At 46.2% G+C, this 16,918-nt stretch carries 18 protein-coding genes; 12 read left to right on the top strand and 6 right to left on the bottom strand.

Annotated elements, in window-relative coordinates:
* Positions 1–204 precede the first annotated feature (204 nt).
* Together CHH53_RS14060 and CHH53_RS14055 are read right to left on the bottom strand one after the other, a co-directional pair.
* Positions 205–507 carry a hypothetical protein gene (locus CHH53_RS14060; protein ID WP_095216763.1) on the bottom strand — a complete coding sequence of 101 codons (303 nt, stop codon included), beginning with the start codon at positions 505–507 and terminating at the stop codon, positions 205–207.
* Positions 508–653: 146 nt separating this feature from the next.
* Complete coding sequence (locus CHH53_RS14055; RefSeq protein ID WP_095216762.1) at positions 654–989, bottom strand: winged helix-turn-helix transcriptional regulator; 336 nt, start codon at positions 987–989, stop codon at positions 654–656.
* A 178-nt stretch (positions 990–1,167) separates the two neighbouring features.
* Here CHH53_RS14055 and CHH53_RS14050 point away from each other — a divergent pair, with 178 nt between their 5' ends.
* Together CHH53_RS14050 and CHH53_RS14045 are read left to right on the top strand one after the other, a co-directional pair.
* On the top strand, positions 1,168–1,638 hold the full coding sequence (locus CHH53_RS14050) for a nucleoside deaminase (RefSeq protein ID WP_198946058.1): 471 nt from the start codon (positions 1,168–1,170) through the stop codon (positions 1,636–1,638).
* A gap of 440 nt (positions 1,639–2,078) precedes the next feature.
* The gene (locus tag CHH53_RS14045) at positions 2,079–3,080 is read left to right on the top strand and encodes an NAD(P)/FAD-dependent oxidoreductase (RefSeq protein WP_095216760.1); all 1,002 of its coding nucleotides are present in this window, start codon (positions 2,079–2,081) and stop codon (positions 3,078–3,080) included.
* Positions 3,081–3,152: 72 nt separating this feature from the next.
* On the opposite strand, the gene CHH53_RS14040 is transcribed toward CHH53_RS14045, so the two are convergent.
* Positions 3,153–3,383, bottom strand: a complete 231-nt coding sequence (locus CHH53_RS14040) for an HAD family hydrolase (RefSeq protein ID WP_158221568.1) — start codon at positions 3,381–3,383, stop codon at positions 3,153–3,155.
* A 200-nt stretch (positions 3,384–3,583) separates the two neighbouring features.
* On the opposite strand from CHH53_RS14040, the gene CHH53_RS14035 reads away from it, so the two are divergent.
* From CHH53_RS14035 to CHH53_RS14020, 4 genes are read left to right on the top strand one after another with little or no spacing between them, the layout of a single operon-like run.
* A complete protein-coding gene (locus CHH53_RS14035) occupies positions 3,584–4,546 on the top strand; it encodes a glycosyltransferase family 2 protein (RefSeq protein WP_095216758.1) in 963 nt (320 codons plus the stop codon).
* Positions 4,524–4,928, top strand: a complete 405-nt coding sequence (locus tag CHH53_RS14030; protein ID WP_095216757.1) for a GtrA family protein — start codon at positions 4,524–4,526, stop codon at positions 4,926–4,928. Before CHH53_RS14035 ends, CHH53_RS14030 begins: the two co-directional genes overlap by 23 nt.
* Positions 4,918–7,533, top strand: a complete 2,616-nt coding sequence (locus CHH53_RS14025; RefSeq protein ID WP_095216756.1) for a YfhO family protein — start codon at positions 4,918–4,920, stop codon at positions 7,531–7,533. The genes CHH53_RS14030 and CHH53_RS14025 overlap by 11 nt, the downstream gene beginning before the upstream one ends.
* Complete coding sequence (locus CHH53_RS14020; RefSeq protein ID WP_095216755.1) at positions 7,517–8,155, top strand: lysozyme family protein; 639 nt, start codon at positions 7,517–7,519, stop codon at positions 8,153–8,155. The genes CHH53_RS14025 and CHH53_RS14020 overlap by 17 nt, the downstream gene beginning before the upstream one ends.
* A 14-nt stretch (positions 8,156–8,169) precedes the next feature.
* On the opposite strand, the gene CHH53_RS14015 is transcribed toward CHH53_RS14020, so the two are convergent.
* Positions 8,170–9,036, bottom strand: coding sequence for a MurR/RpiR family transcriptional regulator (locus CHH53_RS14015; RefSeq protein ID WP_095216754.1), 867 nt, complete (start codon positions 9,034–9,036; stop codon positions 8,170–8,172).
* A 23-nt stretch (positions 9,037–9,059) separates the two neighbouring features.
* Entirely contained in the window at positions 9,060–9,983 is a 924-nt protein-coding gene (gene coaA, locus CHH53_RS14010) for a type I pantothenate kinase (RefSeq protein ID WP_095216753.1), read from the bottom strand.
* 210 nt (positions 9,984–10,193) lie between these two features.
* On the opposite strand from coaA, the gene treP reads away from it, so the two are divergent.
* From treP to treR, 3 genes are read left to right on the top strand one after another with little or no spacing between them, the layout of a single operon-like run.
* Entirely contained in the window at positions 10,194–11,603 is a 1,410-nt protein-coding gene (gene treP, locus CHH53_RS14005; RefSeq protein ID WP_095216752.1) for a PTS system trehalose-specific EIIBC component, read from the top strand.
* Positions 11,604–11,621: 18 nt separating this feature from the next.
* Positions 11,622–13,295 (top strand): alpha,alpha-phosphotrehalase, encoded by a 1,674-nt coding sequence (gene treC / locus CHH53_RS14000; RefSeq protein WP_095216751.1) that lies wholly within the window; start codon positions 11,622–11,624, stop codon positions 13,293–13,295.
* 12 nt (positions 13,296–13,307) lie between these two features.
* Positions 13,308–14,021: a trehalose operon repressor gene (treR, locus tag CHH53_RS13995; protein WP_095216750.1), complete on the top strand. Its 714-nt coding sequence runs from the start codon at positions 13,308–13,310 to the stop codon at positions 14,019–14,021.
* A gap of 172 nt (positions 14,022–14,193) precedes the next feature.
* Here treR and CHH53_RS13990 read toward each other — a convergent pair whose 3' ends face one another.
* Positions 14,194–14,685: a GNAT family N-acetyltransferase gene (locus CHH53_RS13990; protein ID WP_095216749.1), complete on the bottom strand. Its 492-nt coding sequence runs from the start codon at positions 14,683–14,685 to the stop codon at positions 14,194–14,196.
* 120 nt (positions 14,686–14,805) lie between these two features.
* On the opposite strand from CHH53_RS13990, the gene CHH53_RS13985 reads away from it, so the two are divergent.
* From CHH53_RS13985 to CHH53_RS13975, 3 genes are all read left to right on the top strand, one after another.
* Positions 14,806–15,039, top strand: a complete 234-nt coding sequence (locus CHH53_RS13985; RefSeq protein ID WP_095216748.1) for a hypothetical protein — start codon at positions 14,806–14,808, stop codon at positions 15,037–15,039.
* Positions 15,040–15,156: 117 nt separating this feature from the next.
* Positions 15,157–15,561, top strand: a complete 405-nt coding sequence (locus CHH53_RS13980; RefSeq protein ID WP_095216747.1) for a MarR family winged helix-turn-helix transcriptional regulator — start codon at positions 15,157–15,159, stop codon at positions 15,559–15,561.
* An 18-nt stretch (positions 15,562–15,579) separates the two neighbouring features.
* Positions 15,580–16,818 (top strand): MFS transporter, encoded by a 1,239-nt coding sequence (locus tag CHH53_RS13975; RefSeq protein WP_095216746.1) that lies wholly within the window; start codon positions 15,580–15,582, stop codon positions 16,816–16,818.
* Positions 16,819–16,918: the final 100 nt, after the last annotated feature.

The raw sequence follows: 16,918 nt of genomic DNA, 5'->3' as shown, positions 1-16,918 counted from the left end.
TATTCCCCCTCAAGAATACGCTCTTTTTCTATTATCCTTTTTTGCTGAATAGGTCTGAAATCGCATGCACAAATTCAATACCTTGGTATGCAAGGATGGATAGTGCGCTAACAGAAAGTGCTATGACCATGATCGCTCTTGCCACAAACATTTTCGTCCCCTCCTTTGGATTGCTAAAACAACCTAAAGCAAAAGGAGGACTATTCAGCGATAACTCGATTGATAGAAGACGGCCAGCAGGAAATGCCGGACTGCCTGCTTGGTCTGCAGCATACGTGCTTGTAACATAATCGGGACAAGCAGCAATGGCAGAAAAGTCAGGACTGCTGTTTGTGTTATGATCGGAAACCAATGTTTTTCATCATCCGGTAAATCGGCCTTATGGATGACGACGTGCTGTGGTTGGATGTCATTTGTCCCTAAATGAAACATCGGATGCAGCACCATTACTTGCAATGTGATCGACAATACAAGGCCAATAAACAAAAGAGCAGCTTTACGTTGCATTTCCTCCCCACCTCCTATCCAGTATGATCTCTTAAGTATATACCCGTTAAGAAAAAATGTAAATGATTTTTAGTAATATTTTCACAATTCGGAATAAAATCACACAAAAAAACCTGTCCTATGGCTGGGACAGGCTGTTAAAAAAATTAGTGTTTTGTTGGAGCGCTTTCATCCAATGTAACCCATTTTTCCGCCCATTCTCTTATAGAAGTAATCACAGGGCGCAATGCATGACCTTTTTCTGTCAGTTCATATTCAATACGGACAGGTGTGTCCGGATATACTGTTCTTGTTGCGATACCCGCTGCTTCCAGCTCTTTGAGACGCTCAGAGAGCAAACGGCCGCTGATCGGCAGGGAAGATTCCAATTCAGAGAATCGCTGTGATCCTTCTAAGAGGCGGAAAATGATAAGCCCAGTCCAACGTTTGCTGAGAAGCTCCATTCCTGATTCAAAGCGTGGGCATAATTCTGCGGATTTCATCTATCATCACCTCTTCAAAAGCGCTGTTTACTTAATCTTTTATGTTTCATTATATATGAGGTTACGAAAAGTAACAAGTTTATTGTTCCTGATTCTGCGGCATTCTATCCAGACTTACTGGCTAAAAATTATGAAAAATTCTATACTGAAAGTAAGTATGCTGTAGGAGGAGATGAAAGTGGATCATCATCATTACATAGATTATGCTTGTAAGCTTGCTGTTGAGAACGTAAATAGCGGTAAAGGAGGACCATTTGGTGCTGTCATCGTCCGGGATGGGGAAATCATCGGACAAGGAACGAACTTGGTCACGAGTCTTCATGATCCGACCGCCCATGCCGAAATACAGGCCATACGCGATGCAACGAGCAATCTTGGGCATTTCGAATTGAAGGATTGCATCATTTATTCCAGCTGTGAACCATGCCCAATGTGTTTGGGAGCAATTTATTGGGCTCGCCCAAAGGCGTTGTATTTCGCTTATACGAAAAAGGATGCTGCTGCAATCGGTTTTGATGATGATTTCATTTATCAGGAAATCGGGAAACCATATGAGAAGCGGAAGATTCATACGGTGCAGCTCCGTGACAAGGAAACATCAGATCCGATGAAGGCCTGGATGGAGAAGGAAGATAGAGCAGAATATTAAAGAAGGCGACCCTGTTATGCAGGAGGCGTCTTCTTTTTTTGTGGAGCACGCTCACTTGTAAGCTTTTGTCGAATAGTGAAAAACTGCTGTTCGAAGCAGCGGCGATCCGGTATATTCGTCAACTCGTCATGATTTGCGATATATTGTAATCGGCTGGCTTTTGATTCGCCGAAGTTGAGTCTAAAGCCGTATTTGTATCTTGCTGTCGCGCAGTTTAACCTGCTGGGCGCGTATTCAATTGCGATATAGCTTGAGGGAGCTGCAATGAATAGGAAGCATGCAGCAAGGGTGACAGTATCCGACCCGGCAAAATACTTTGTGAATAACTTTTAAGTTTTTTTACAGTAAAATAGGCTTGGATACATTGTGTGTGAGTGTGAAAAAGTAACCCTCTATCAGAGGAATTATCATGGAAATCAAGCAGCAGGGAGGATAGCCAATTGCGAAATGATTTTATATACGATGTGATCATCATAGGAGGAGGCACAACCGGTCTCTATACATCCTTTTATACAAAGCTGCGGAGGATGACGACATTATTGATCGAAGCTTCATCGGATTTTGGCGGGAAAGTGGCGCAGTTTTATCCGGAAAAGCAAATTTATGATGTAGGTGCATACCCGGTCGCGACGGGAGAGGAGATGGTCGGCAAATTGCTTGAGCAAAGCAGATCGGCAGAGCCTGAAGTCGTGAGTGGAGAATTTGTCGAACAGGTGAGAAAACAGCAAAACGATATTTTTGAAGTGGGAACGACTGCCGGCAAGCTGTATATGGCTCGGACAATCATCCTTGCCTGCGGAATGGGAACTTATCAGATGAAACCGCTGCGGCTTGCGGAGGCGCCGCTTTATGAAGGAAAGAATCTTCATTATTATTTGAAGTCGGCTGAGCGATTCCGTGATATGCGCGTCACTGTCTATGCAATGAATAGGACCGGCATTGACTGGGCGATGGCACTAGAGAAGACAGCGAAGGAAGTGACATTACTTAATCAGCAGGATTATTTCCTATATACTCCTCCTCATGTGATCGAAGCGCTGGAGGAAACCTCGATACAGGTCAAGTACAATCATAAAGTGACCAAGCTGATTGGGAACAGCGGAGGATTGCATACATTGCTGGTGGATCAGGAAGGTTTACAGATGATGCATGAAACGGACGCCCTGCTTTATTATGAAAATGTCAATCTGACGCAAACACCGTTTGCCAGCTGGGGAATCGAGACGGACAAGAATAAAGTCATCGTTGATCGAGCGATGGCGACCAATGTGCCAGGTATCTATGCAGCCGGGGACGCTGTTCAGTATCCCAATAAGAATATGCTGATTGCGACAGGGTTCGCTGAGGCGATCACTGCAGTCAATAGTGCGAAGCTGTATCTGGATCCATCAGCTAGCGCGCAAGTATATAGTACAATCGAATACCACAAAAATAGAGGCTGAAATCAGCCTCTATTTTTGTGTTTCCCATTCAAGCATACTGGCAGCGCCGTCTTTTTCATTGGTGTTGGTCGGCTAATCGCAATGCTGTTTCACTTCTTCAGCTGCATTGCCCAGAACGACCTTTGTCCCTGCGGTCTCAAGCACGATCCGATCATTCATGCTGTCGCCGACGGCAATGATCTCGTCTTTACTAAAGTCTAATTTCTTTGCGGGTTTTTCAGTGCATTTTCCCTCGATGCTTTGCTGCCGATGATTCCAGCCCCTTTTTTGCTGTGATTTTTTAACAGCATCAGCATGCAGCATGGAGATAAGTTCCATCCAGGTCTATTGCTGCTAATTTACGCATCTTCGGCAGCTTTTTTACTTATCTTTTACACATATTTCCTCTTTTGAACAGGATGTAAACTGACGAATTAAGGGTAGTGAAGTATAATAAGGAGTCAAGCCGCTCACAATTTTAACAATACATAGAGAATGGTTTATACCTAAATGGAGGGAAAAGAATGGCTGGGAGATTACTATCCGTAATTGTGCCTTCGTTTAATGAAGCGGAAAATGTAAAGGTTTTTTATGATGAACTTGCCAAGGAATTACAATATTCATCCTATGATTATGAAGTGATCTATGTGGATGATGGCAGTTCTGACACCACGCTATTGGAACTGAAAGAGTTAGCGGATATGCATTATAATGTGCGGTATTTGTCATTCACAAGGAATTTTGGAAAAGAGGCGGCGATATTGGCCGGATTTCAGCATGCCCAAGGGGATTGTGCGGTCGTCATCGATGCTGATTTACAGCATCCTGTTTCCCTGCTGCATGAGTTGTTGGCCGGATTTGAAGAGGGGTATGATCAAGTGATCGCCCGGAGAAACAGAAAAGGGGAAAGCTTCCCGCGTAAAGTTATTTCGACGATGTACTATAAAATCATCAACCGATTCATTGATGTCCGGATCCAAAATGGAGTCGGTGATTTCCGTTTGCTTAGCCGCAGGGCTATCGACGCCTTATTGATCCTGAGTGAGGGCAATAGGTTTTCGAAAGGTTTATTTTCCTGGATCGGGTTCGAACAGAAAACAGTCTATTACGATAATGTCTGCCGCCAAAACGGTAAATCAAAATGGTCGTTTGGAAAATTGCTCGATTATGGCATAGATGGTATCGTATCCTTCAACACAAAACCATTGCGTGCCTGCTTGTATGCCGGCTTCATCGTATTATTCCTATCACTGGCATACATCCTTTATACATTCGTGGAAGTGCTGGTCCGCGGAGTCGTCACACCGGGTTATTTCACTTTGATCACTGCCATCCTGTTCCTGGGCGGAGTGCAGTTGGTCAGCCTGGGTGTGATCGGGGAATATATCGGCCGGATCTACAATGAAACCAAACGGAGACCGCATTACTTAGTAAAAGATACAAATATCGAGGCTAGGAAACATTATGAAAAAAATATGGAAGCTTGAATTCACTCGTTTTATCATTGTCGGTGTGCTGAACACAATCTGTTATTATCTGGTATACTTGCTCTTTTATCAGCTGGCGGATGTGCATTATCTTGTATCCCATTGGATCGGGATCATCATCAGCATGGTTTTTTCATTTTTCTTGAATAGTTACTTTACGTACGGTGTAAGACCGACCTGGCGGAAATTCTTCCAGTTTCCGCTGACGCAGGCTGTCAATATCACAGTGTCTTCCGTCCTCGTATACATTTTCATCGAGGGCTTCGGCTGGAATGGTACAGTGGCACCAATCGCAGCTGTTTTCTTCACTGTGCCGATCACGTTTGTCATCACCAGTAAAATCATGAAGAGTGGACGTGAGGATGTGACAAATGAAGCGTAGGTGGAAAGTGGTGCTGCTTGTTTCAGCAGCGCTCACATTTGCTATTTTGGTACATATGCATTTCATCAGGGGATACTTGGATGGCCGCATCATGCTCGGACCGAATGATGGAATGGCGCAGATGCTGCCGTTCAAGCAGCACTTGTATGAGCAATATACACAGGGGAACCTTTTCTATTCGTTCTCTTTCGGACTCGGAGGGGGCATATACAGTCAGCTGGCTTATTATTTTTCTACAAGCATCGTGTATCTGCTGACAATGCTTGTGATAAAGGTTCTCGATATTGCCAATGTCATCGGAAATCCGGATGTCATTACCTGGGCGAAAGCCATCCTGCCTGTCAGCATCATCCGTCTTACAACAGCGCTTTTGCTTGCAGTTGCAGTCTTCCGGTATATTCGCATACCGCTTCTGCCGGCATTTGCCGGGGCGTGTTTTTATTCGGGCAGCGCCATCTATTTCCGGCATGTCGTATATTGGGAGTTTTTCTCCAATGCCTTTTTGTGGCTGCCGCTGCTTGTGCTGGGAGTGGAAAAAATCATCAGGGAACGGAAACCTTATTGGTTCATTGCTGCTGTGGCGATATCCGTTTTCGATAATTTCTACTTTTCATACATAAGCTTCATTTTTATCGGAATCTATGTCATAGCTCGCTGGGTTATCAAGCTATCAGAGGATGAGCTGCCAATCAGGTCTCAGCTGCTCTATTTCATTCCTGCTTTACTGCTTGGTTTCGGAATCGGTTCGATTTCATTCATACCGTCTGTCTATGCATTTTTGAATAATTACCGGCCGGCTTTTGACGACCCGATTCCGTTTTATGGGAATGAGGATAATATCCTGTTCACGAGCAGGACGCTGCTTGTGCCTGCTTTATTTGTCATCCTTGTATGTGTGGCAGGATTCTATAGGAACAAGCTATTCCGATTGTTTGCGCTGCTGAGTATCTTGTTCATTTTCTTCCAGGGAAGCCCCCGTATCGCGAGCATTTTCAATGGCTTCTCCGCTCCGCAATATCGTTTCGAATATTTGTCCATGTTTGTCATTGCCGGAACCATTGCTGTCGGTCTGACACTTTTGCCTAAGGTGAGGAAAGCGCATCTGCTATTGGCGATTGGACTTGCGGTGCTATTGTACTGCCTCCATCTGCGCCATGATGTGACGCTGGATTGGGAGGACGACTGGGCGAGGTACGTCTGGAGGGGTGTTGCGCTGGTAATGGCTGCTTTCCTTATTTATACGTTCAAAAGGAAAGCATGGATGCTGGGACTTTGTCTTATTGTTGTCTTTGCGACTTACATTCCCCTTATCAATGCCCATCAGGAAAAGCAGCTGTCCGGTGCTGGCAATGTGGAGGATTCCACGCTCCAATTCCTGAAAAGTGACAGGTATGCCAGCAGCGAACAGCAGGAATTGATTCAGGATGTACTCGAATCGGATGGGACCTTTACCAGACTCGAATGGAAGACGGATAATCGGAATAATACGAATTTGGTTCAAAGTTTTCCGGGTGTCAGTATCTATTCGAGCATTTTGAATAAGGAACTGCTGTTTTTCTATTATTATGACCTGAATATTGATATGAAACGAGAAAGCGTGAGCCGCTATGCAGGCTTTGGAAACAGAGCGAATCTGTACGGTTTGCTGAATGGGAAATACATCATGTACGATAAACAGGAACCGATTGATGCGCCTTACGGATTTGAGCCGTACATGGCCAGCAGCAATTATGTCGTTTATCGGAATGATAATATGCTACCATTTGCGAAGGTTTCTGATGATGTGTTCCAGGAGAAGGATCTGGAAAGTCATACACCGCTGGAGCGGGAGCATGCAATGCTTGATGGGATCGTCCTCGCTGATGGTGAATCGAGTGAAGATGCAGATTCACTTCCGGATCTGATGGATCAGGTAACGGTGGAGGCTGCAGGAGGCACTTACCAGGATGGACAGCTCCAGGTGGATGAAGAGGAAGGCGGTCTCGATCTGCGGCTCGATGAAGGATTGCCACAGACAGGGGATTATTACACCAGCTTCTACCTGAAGAATAATGATCCGAGTGCGCCATTATATGATTTGGCAGTCAATGAGTTCAAAACAGACCGGAAATCCCAGCAATCGATTTACCGTACGAAAGTCGATGACTTGACCATTCGGGTCAAGGCAGCTGATACGATTCGGATAAGACTGCCGAAGGGGAGTTATACCATCAAAGACTTTCAGCTGCAGCATGAAGACTACCAAAAACTTGAAGAGACTGCAGCGGAAGCTGAGGAGATACCATTTTTGATCCATAATAACCAGGTGATAGTAGACTACGATAATCAGCAGAATGGTGATGGCTATTTGAAAATACCTGTGCCATACGAAAAGGGCTGGCAAGTATCGGTGAATGGCGAGAAGCAGGAACTCCTGAAGGCTGATTATGCGTTTCTGGGAGTGAAGCTCCAGGATGGGGAAAACCATATAGTCTTCACATACAGACCGCCGTTTTGGAATATACTGATTGTTCTCTGTCTGGGAAGCCTCCTTCTTTCACTGGGATGGGGATGGCTTCTGCGAAAACGTCATATGGCGGGTGAGAAGGGTGAAAAAGAAGCGTAACAGGAAAAAGCAATCACTTTTATATGCTTTCGGTACAGTGCTTTTATTCGGTTTGGGCTTATTCTTTTTTCTGTTTTTCCTGTCTGTCGTGGTGGACAACAGCGGCAGGGAGCAGAAAGAGGGGAGGATGCTTTCCGAGGATGTATTAGCTTATCGGGATACAATCGAGCAGGAATTAGCCGGAGCAGGTCAGGAATCGCTGGCGCCGCTTGTGCTCTCCATCATGATGCAGGAGTCGGGCGGCAGGGGAGACGACCCGATGCAAGCTTCTGAAAGCAAGTGTGGAGAGCCGGGCTGTATACAGGATCCAGAAGAGTCCATCGCCTATGGTATCGACCACTTCCTTGATATGCTGAAGAAAGCAAATGGAGAACAGGATGTTGCGATCCAGGCTTATAATTTCGGTCCGGGATTCATTGGTTTTGTCAATGAGAATGGCGGGGTATTCAGTGAAGAGCTGGCAATTCAATTTTCTCAAGAACAATATGCAAAGCTCGACAATCCGGAAGATTATCGCTGTATACGTCCGGAATCGGAGGAATTGGATGCATGTTACGGAGATATTCATTATGTAAAAGCCGTCTATAGTTACTTGCCGGCAGCAGAGGCTGCTTATAAATAAAAAATGACCCCCGATCAAGATGTCGGGGGTTTGAAATTGGAAAACACTTTAAAATCACGCCACGCCTGTTCGATTGTGCGAAGGCGTTTTTTTACGTCATCGGCCTTTTCTTTTCCGATCAGAGCGATGAAAGCATGAATCAGGCTGATCGGGGCCGTCAGGGAATGCGTCAGCGAAGGAGATTTGCTGGAAGCCATGAACGAATAATCGGCTGCTGTGAGCAGAGGCGATGATAAACCATCTGTAATGGCAATGGCTTTTGCGCCGCGATCCTTGGCCATCTGGAATAATCGCAGTGTGTGATTCGAATAACGGACGAAGCTCAAGGCTATCAGCGCATCTTCCTCCCGGATGGTGGAGATTTGGTCTATTGCCCTGTCGGAAGGTTCGACGATCTCCACATTCTCGAATATGAAGGAGAGATGATAATGCAGCAAATCCGCTACACTGACTGCACTGCGATTCGCCAGGATGAAGATTCGTTTGGAATTGATGACTGTATCGGCAGCTTCATGGAATGCTTGCATATCGATTCCCTCCATCGTTTCCTGGATATTCGCTTGGTCACGCAGGAAGATGGCATATAAATCCTGATCCTCTGTCTCGATTTCCTCCGAAGGATGCTTGAATCGTTCCGTTGCATTCAGCTGCTCCTGCATGGCATTCTGCAAGGCGAGCTGCATCTCGGGAAAGCCGCGATACCCCATAAAAGCGGCAAAGCGTACGATTGTCGCATCACTGACCCCTGCTGCATTCGCCAAGCCTTCCACATTGAGGAAGGGTGCTTGATTCGGATGTTCGATGATGAAATTAGCAATTTTCTTTTGGGACTTTGACATCTGCTCCCGCTGACTGGAAATACGGTGGTATATATCCGGCATGACGGAAAAAGACCCCTTTCGCTTCAGAGTTTACGTAAATATACGTCTTCGACTTCGTGATTATTTCCCTTGCGGAGGATGAGATCGGAACGGCCTTTAGTCGGCAGGATGTTTTCGTGCAGATTCTTTGCATTGATCTCTTTCCATATCGTATCCGCTGATTTCAGTGCTTCTTCAAGGGAAACTTCCGCATAATGGCGGAAATAGGATTTCGGATCCTGGAATGCCGTAGCCCGCAGCATAAGGAAGCGTTCCTTATACCACTTCTCGATATTGGTTTCTTCGGCATCGATATATATCGAGAAATCGAAGAAGTCGCTGACGAAGAACTGATATTCTTCCTTCACTTGCAGCACATTCACTCCTTCGACGATCAGGATGTCTGGATCGGATACCAATTCTGCCTGCTCCGGCAGGACATCATAGGTTAGATGGGAGTACTGCGGGCCCATGATATTCGTCGTGCCCGCCTTCACCTGCCCCATGAAATCGATCAATGCCTTGATATCATAGCTCTCCGGGAAACCTTTCCGTTTCATCAGCTGTTTTTCCTGCAAGACTGCATTCGGATAAAGGAAGCCATCTGTCGTCACGAGCTCCGTTTTCTTATGAGGCAGTACACGGGAAAGCAGTAATTGCAGCAATCGTGCAATTGTACTTTTGCCGACTGCCACGCTTCCAGCGATGCCGATTATGAAAGGTACTTTTTTCTCGCTTGTTCCAAGGAAAGCACCTGCTTTGGCGTGGAGTGTTTCTGCCGCTTCAAGATAAAAAGAAATGAGCTTCGTCAGCGGCATATAAGCACTCTCCACCTCGGGCAGGGAAATCCGTGTATTGATTCCGCGGATTTCTTCAAGTTCTGATTGCGTCAGGGGCGGTGTTTCAGTTTCCGAAAGAGCAGCCCACGCTTCCCGGGAAAAATGATAGTAAGGTTTGTATGTATGCATGATTACCCTCAACTTTTGTCTGCGAATTTGAGAATTAGTGTGCCAAGTAAAAACGTTTACAAATACTTTTCCATTTTACTACGACAAAATTCAATAATCCAGAGTGGAATCTTGGGGTATAGAATGGTAGTAATAGCTTGCATGACTTGTATATACAAGTTATGATGAAAATGTATTCGCTTACATCATACAAAAGGTGAGGTGTCCGAAGTGGATTTAAAACAGCAGGCGGAGGAAATACTGGCGGCCCTTGGCGGCAAAGGGAACGTCCAAGCTGCGACGCATTGTGTCACGCGGCTGCGGTTAGCGTTGATGGATGAAGGAAAAGTGGACAAAGAGGCATTGCAGAAGATCGATGTTGTAAAAGGGTCTTTTTCGGCAAATAACCAGTATCAGGTTGTCATCGGACAAGGTACGGTTGATAAAGTATACAAGGATTTCATCCGGGTTGCCGATATCGGCGAATCCACCAAAGAGGAGGTCAAAGAATCTGTAAGCGGTAAAGGGAACCCGCTGCAGCGAGCGTTGAAAACACTTGGCGATATTTTCATCCCGATTTTGCCAGCCATCGTCACGGCGGGTCTTTTGCTGGGCATTCATAACATCTTGAATAATGAAGGCATCATCTTCGATGGAGCATCGATCATACAGGTTTATCCGCAGTGGGCAGGCATTGCCGATATGATTTATGTAATCGCTAACACGGCGTTTGCCTTCCTGCCGGCTTTGATCGGCTGGTCGGCTGTCAAAAAGTTCGGTGGCAGTCCGCTGCTCGGTATGGTGCTGGGATTGGCCTTGATCCATCCATCCCTATTGAATCCGACTGATTATGCCAGTGCGGCCCTGGAAGGCAATGCACCGGTCTGGAATCTGTTTGGACTGGAAATCCAGCGTGTCGGATATCAAGGGCAGGTCCTGCCGGTACTATTTGCAGCATGGGTGCTGGCAAAGATAGAAATATTCCTGCGGCGTAAAGTGGCTGACAGTTTCCAGCTCCTCATTGTAGCTCCTGTGGCGCTCCTGCTTACTGGAATTGTGAGTTTCGTCGTGATCGGCCCCATCATGTTCATCGTCGGAAATGCCATCACTGATGGATTCGTTGCTGTTTTTGATATGGTCGCCCCGCTTGGTGGTTTGCTGTACGGGGCATTATACGGAGCATTGGTCGTTACCGGTTTGCATCACACATTCCTGGCGCTCGATCTACAGCTGATCGCCAATACAGGTGCCACATTCCTCTGGCCGATATTAGCCTTGTCCAATATATCGCAAGGGTCAGCCACACTGGGTGTGATGCTGGCAACAAAGGATGAGAAGCTGCGCGGATTGTCGCTGACATCCTGGATCAGCGCTTGGCTCGGTGTCACGGAACCAGCGGTATTCGGTGTCAACCTGCGTTTTCGCTACCCCTTCTTCCTGGCACTGGGAGCTTCGGCCATAGCTGGAATGTTCATTGCCTGGAGAGGCGTGGAGGCTAGCTCGGTGGGGATCGGAGGCGTGCCGGGTATCTTTTCGATTCTTCCCGGAAGCTGGGGAGCATTTGCTATCGGGATGGTGATTGTCATTGTTGTGCCATTCGTCACAACCTATTTAGTGGCGAAAAAGAAAAGGAATGTGTAAGCAGGAGGAGAAATGATAATGCACGAACCATGGTGGAAAAGAAGTACGGTTTATCAAATCTATCCAAAAAGCTTCCTTGATACGACAGGCAATGGAGTGGGAGATTTACAAGGTATCATCGGGAAGCTTGATTATCTGAAGGAGCTGGGTGTGGATATGGTGTGGCTGACCCCTATCTATCAATCACCCCAGAAAGACAATGGATATGATATCAGCGATTATTACAGGATCGAGCCAGCATACGGCACGATGGAAGATGTGGAACGGTTAATCAGCGAATTGCATGATCGTGATATGAAATTGATGATGGATATAGTGATTAACCATACATCGACCGATCACGAATGGTTCCGCCAGGCAAGTTCCTCGATCGATAATCCATATCGCGACTATTACATTTGGCGGGATTCCAAAAATGGCGCCGAGCCGAACAATTGGGTATCCAAGTTTGGCGGCAGTGCCTGGTCATTGGAGGAACATACGAATCAGTATTACTTACACTTGTTCGACAAGACCCAAGCTGACCTTAACTGGGAAAACGAAAAGGTACGGCAAGACTTATTTAAGATGATGAATTTTTGGGCCGAAAAGGGTCTTGATGGGTTCCGGCTGGATGTCATCAATCTAGTGTCAAAAGTACAGAGCTTTCCTGATGATCGGAATGCTCCGGATGGTCAATATGGCAAGGGATATTATACAGATGGCCCCCGTATCCACGAATTTATGCATGAGATGAATCAAGCAGTGTTTGCTCCGCATGACTTGGTGACAGTCGGCGAGATGTCATCCACGAGTTTGGCTGCCTGCCAGCAGTATACGAAACCCGATGCCGAGGAATTGGATATGACGTTCCAATTTCACCATCTGAAGGTGGATTATGAAAACGGAAGGAAATGGACTGATGGTAAACTGGAATTCATCAAATTGAAGCAGATTTTATCTGATTGGCAAATCGGTATGCAGGAAGTGGGCGGCTGGAATGCGCTTTTCTGGTGCAACCACGATCAGCCTCGTATTGTCAGCAGATTCGGTGATGACGGTCGATGGAGGAAAGAATCCGCCAAGATGCTGGCAACCGTGCTCCATATGATGCAAGGGACTCCTTATATTTATCAGGGAGAAGAGATAGGGATGACAGATCCGAAATTCTCAAAGCTGGATGATTATAAGGATGTCGAGACACATAATGCTTATCTGGCATTAAGAGAATCGGGAATGGCAGAGGAACAGGTGCTGCGGATCATCCAGCTTCGCTCCAGGGATAATTCGAGGACCCCGATGCAATGGAATGGCTCAAAAAATGCCGGATTCACTGAAGGGAAGCCATGGATTGAAGCCGCATCGAACTATCCGGACATCAATGTGGAAAAAGCACTCCAGGATGGGGATTCCATCTTTTATCACTATCAAAAGCTGATTCGATTACGGAAGGAGTATGCTATCATTACCCATGGAGATTATGAACCGTTATGTATGGATGATGAGCGCATCTTCTGTTATGAGCGAAGGTGGAACGGTGAGAAACTGTTGGTCGTTGCGAATTTCTTCGGAGAGGAAGCCGAATTTTCCTATCCGAAAGAACAAACGGCAAAAGCTGAAATCCTGCTTTCCAATTATCAGGATAGTCCATCGGAATACAGACAGATTCGGCTTCGCCCGTACGAAGCGGTCATTTATCATAGTAAAGCGTAAAGGCCTGATGGGATGGAGAAGAAATTTCAAGCAATCTATGATTTATTGGCTAAAGAAATTCAGACGGAGAAAATCAGGGCAGGGCAATTGCTGCCCTCTGAAAATGAATTGACGGAAAGATTTGCAACATCCCGGGAAACAGTAAGAAAAGCGTTGCAGCTATTATCTCAAAATGGATATATCCAGAAGCTGCAAGGCAAAGGCTCGGTAGTGCTTGAACAGGACAAGCTGCCTCTGCCTGTCAGTGGTTTGACAAGCTTCAAGGAGTTGGCCCGTTCGATGTCGCAGAAGGTGGAAACGAGTGTCATCAAGCTTCTCACCGAGGAAGCGCGTGGGTTCAGGCAGCAGGTGCTGCAATGCGGGGAGGGTGCTCCTGTATGGGAGCTGCACCGGTTGCGCAAGCTTGATGGGGAAGCAGTCATTTATGATAAAGATCTGCTATTGAAGGAGCTGGCCCCGGGGCTTACGAAAGAAATTGCCGCTGATTCTATTTATGATTATCTGGAAAAGGAATTGGGGCTTTCAATCAGCTACGCAAGGAAGGAAGTTGTCGTCGAAGAGGCAGATGCAAAAGATAAAGAGATATTGGACATGGGAAGTTATCAACAGCTTGTGGTGGTGCGCAGTGCTGTTTATCTGGAGGATACGACTTTATTCCAATACACGGAGTCGAAACATCGCCCTGACAAGTTCCGCTTTGTCGATTTTGCTCGAAGGACGAAATGAGAGATATGGCAAATGTGCATAGCTTAGAGGCTATGCACATTTTTTGTGGGTAAGGAGATGCTTGTACACAGAAGGATTCTGTTTGTTCACATAATTTGTGCGTAACTTGAGTTATACACAGAAAAATTTGACGATTGATGCTGAGAGGAACTTATCCACAAGTGGATAGCTGTCATGGCCGAATCCGCTTGCCTAGAATAACTAGATCCCGCTCGATGCCATCGAGTTCCGCAACATTCGGCATATTGGCCCAACGCTCAAATCCAAAGTGCTCGAAAAGCTTGATGCTTGGTTCGTTATGTCCGAAAACAAAACCTAAAACAGTCTTGAAATCCAATGCCTTGGACTGATCAAGGACGAACTGCAGCATTTTTTTCCCTAGTCCTTTGCCTCGGGCATCCTCATGGATATAGATGCTGACTTCCACAGTCTTATGATAAGCAGCCCTGCCATAAAACGGCTCCAGGCTGATCCAGCCCAATATATTCCCATCTTCTTCTACCACCCAAAGCGGTCTCAGCTCAGTATGACGCTGGAACCATTCCAATCTGCTTTCGACTGATATCTCTTCCAGATCGGCTGTCACCATCCTTCCCCGAATTGTGGAATTATAAATGGAAACAATTGCAGGAAGATCATGAATTTCTGCGATACGGTATTGCATGCCATTTCCCCCAGTGTTTTTTTTGGCTTATTATACTAAACGATCGAATGGAAGAATAGTCTCATTGCGTTTGGGGTATAAGAAAAATAGATAAAAAGGCAGATGAGAGGATGGGGATAGATGCATTCCGTAACATTCGGTAAGATACTCCAATTCACTGCCATCGGCTTGGTGATCGGATTCATCATCGGCGCGGTCGCTATGCTTGGCTTCGATTCAGACTTCATGGCAATGATCGTAAGTGTGCTGCTCAGTATCATCGGGGCATTCGCAGCAGGTATGTATGCTGAACTTTATCATATCAGGCAAGCAGTGAATGAACAGACGGAAAAAACAAGTAAAAGAAGAGGTTAAGGAAAAGTTTCAGCTGCTGTCAGGGCGGCTGGAACTTTTTTAATGAAATTTATTTCACATGTATGAAATATTGATGTATACTAATACTAGTAGAAAGCACCAATTGGGGGTTTGGCTGTGGAAAACAGAGACATGGTAGATTTTATCGAATTAGTACGCAATGTCAATAAAGCGTTGCGAAAGGAATGGGATTTCCAGATTTCCGGTCCGCAGCTTGTATTGCTGAGGCTGCTGAAAAATAATGGTCCTATGCGCATGTCTGATTTGGCTGAAGAAGTCGGTATCAGCTATAGCGGCGCGACAAATTTAGGCAATCGCATGATGAAGGAAGGCTATTTGGAACGTATTCATTCAGAGAAGGACCGTCGAGTGGTCATGCTTGCGATTACGCAAAAAGGATCCGATTTCTATGAAAGCTTCTCAGGTGCAAGGGATAAAGCATTTGGCTCTTTCTTGGATAAATTGACGGAAGAAGAAAAGAATGAATTCATAAGGCTGAGCCGTAAGATGCTCGCTAATTAAAGGAAAGGAGATGAGTGTATGTCGGACATTCGTAATGAAACGATACCCGATGGACACGAAATCGAACAAGCGGAAAAAGAATTACAGGAAGATGCACATAGTATAAAACGGATTTTCCGGCAACCGAAAGCAGCATGGGCGGTTGCTTTTGCATGTGTGGTTGCATTCATGGGGATAGGGCTGGTCGACCCTATCCTGCCTTCCATCGCAGCTCAGATGGATGCGACACCAAGTCAAGTCGAGTTATTATTTACGAGCTATTTGCTTGTTACCGGAATCATGATGCTGATCACCGGCTGGTTATCAAGCCGGATCGGTCCGAAAATGACGCTGTTGACCGGACTGATCATCATCATTTTGTTCTCCACCTTGGGAGGATTGGCTGGCAGTGTGAATGAACTGGTCGGACTTCGTGCCGGCTGGGGGTTGGGCAATGCCTTGTTCATCTCCACTGCGCTTGCCGTGATTGTAAGTGTGGCCAGCGGCGGCTCGGCGGTTGCCATCATGCTTTATGAAGCGGCCCTGGGTTTAGGGATGTCGGTCGGACCGCTTTTGGGAGGTCTGCTTGGTTCCATTCACTGGCGCGGACCTTTCTTCGGTGTCGCTGTACTGATGCTGATCGGATTGCTCGCAGTATGGATATTGCTGACCGATGTACCGAAACCGGCGAAGAAAATTCCGCTTTCGGCGCCATTTCAGGCGCTCCGTCATCCAGGACTCCTGACGATGGGCTTGACAGCTTTATTCTATAACTTCGGATTCTTTACCTTATTGACTTATTCGCCGTTTGTCTTGAATCTGGGTGAATTCGGTATCGGATTCGTCTTCTTCGTCTGGGGTGTCATGCTGGCAATCGGTTCGATCTTTATCGCACCATCCTTCGAAACAAAGCTGGGCACGAAAAAATCGCTTAGTCTGGTAATGGTCGGTATCATCATTACGTTGGCTTTGATGGGCATCGGTGCCCATTGGCCGGTGTTCCTGATCGTGATGATTGCCTTGATGGGATTGTTGCTTGGTATTAACAATACTGTCATGACAACAGCCGTTATGGAAGTATCGCCGGTTGAGCGTTCTACTGCATCGGCTGCATATAGCTTCCTCCGCTTCACAGGTGGTTCGATATCGCCATGGCTTGCAGGGAAAGTATCAGAGCACATTTCGATTGGTGCCCCGTATTATGTCGCTGCGGCAGCAGTGCTAATCGGTTTACTATTATTCACAGCCAGAAGAGGCGCAATGGATCGCTTGAATTAAAGGGAAAGCCATGATCATCCGATCATGGCTTTTTTGTATGTAGACTTTGATCACCAGTGAAATCATATTGGATTCATCCTGTTGCCGGGGACTGCATGGA

Origin of the sequence: Terribacillus sp. 7520-G, from assembly GCF_002271665.1 — a bacterium.
Taxonomy (GTDB): Bacteria; Bacillota; Bacilli; order Bacillales; family Amphibacillaceae; genus Terribacillus.
The sequence above is the reverse complement of the archived record's forward strand: the minus strand, read 5'-3'. Positions and strand labels throughout refer to the sequence as shown.

What these genes read in the sequence shown, in the direction of transcription:
- CHH53_RS14060 (WP_095216763.1), bottom strand. Translation starts at nt 507, where the DNA reads ATGCAACGTAAAGCTGCTCTTTTGTTTATTGGCCTTGTATTGTCGATC.
- CHH53_RS14055 (WP_095216762.1), bottom strand. Translation starts at nt 989, where the DNA reads ATGAAATCCGCAGAATTATGCCCACGCTTTGAATCAGGAATGGAGCTT.
- CHH53_RS14040 (WP_158221568.1), bottom strand. Translation starts at nt 3,383, where the DNA reads ATGCTGCATGCTGATGCTGTTAAAAAATCACAGCAAAAAAGGGGCTGG.
- CHH53_RS14035 (WP_095216758.1), top strand. Translation starts at nt 3,584, where the DNA reads ATGGCTGGGAGATTACTATCCGTAATTGTGCCTTCGTTTAATGAAGCG.
- CHH53_RS14030 (WP_095216757.1), top strand. Translation starts at nt 4,524, where the DNA reads ATGAAAAAAATATGGAAGCTTGAATTCACTCGTTTTATCATTGTCGGT.
- CHH53_RS14025 (WP_095216756.1), top strand. Translation starts at nt 4,918, where the DNA reads ATGAAGCGTAGGTGGAAAGTGGTGCTGCTTGTTTCAGCAGCGCTCACA.
- CHH53_RS14015 (WP_095216754.1), bottom strand. Translation starts at nt 9,036, where the DNA reads ATGCCGGATATATACCACCGTATTTCCAGTCAGCGGGAGCAGATGTCA.
- coaA (WP_095216753.1), bottom strand. Translation starts at nt 9,983, where the DNA reads ATGCATACATACAAACCTTACTATCATTTTTCCCGGGAAGCGTGGGCT.
- treC (WP_095216751.1), top strand. Translation starts at nt 11,622, where the DNA reads ATGCACGAACCATGGTGGAAAAGAAGTACGGTTTATCAAATCTATCCA.
- treR (WP_095216750.1), top strand. Translation starts at nt 13,308, where the DNA reads ATGGAGAAGAAATTTCAAGCAATCTATGATTTATTGGCTAAAGAAATT.
- CHH53_RS13990 (WP_095216749.1), bottom strand. Translation starts at nt 14,685, where the DNA reads ATGCAATACCGTATCGCAGAAATTCATGATCTTCCTGCAATTGTTTCC.
- CHH53_RS13985 (WP_095216748.1), top strand. Translation starts at nt 14,806, where the DNA reads ATGCATTCCGTAACATTCGGTAAGATACTCCAATTCACTGCCATCGGC.
- CHH53_RS13975 (WP_095216746.1), top strand. Translation starts at nt 15,580, where the DNA reads ATGTCGGACATTCGTAATGAAACGATACCCGATGGACACGAAATCGAA.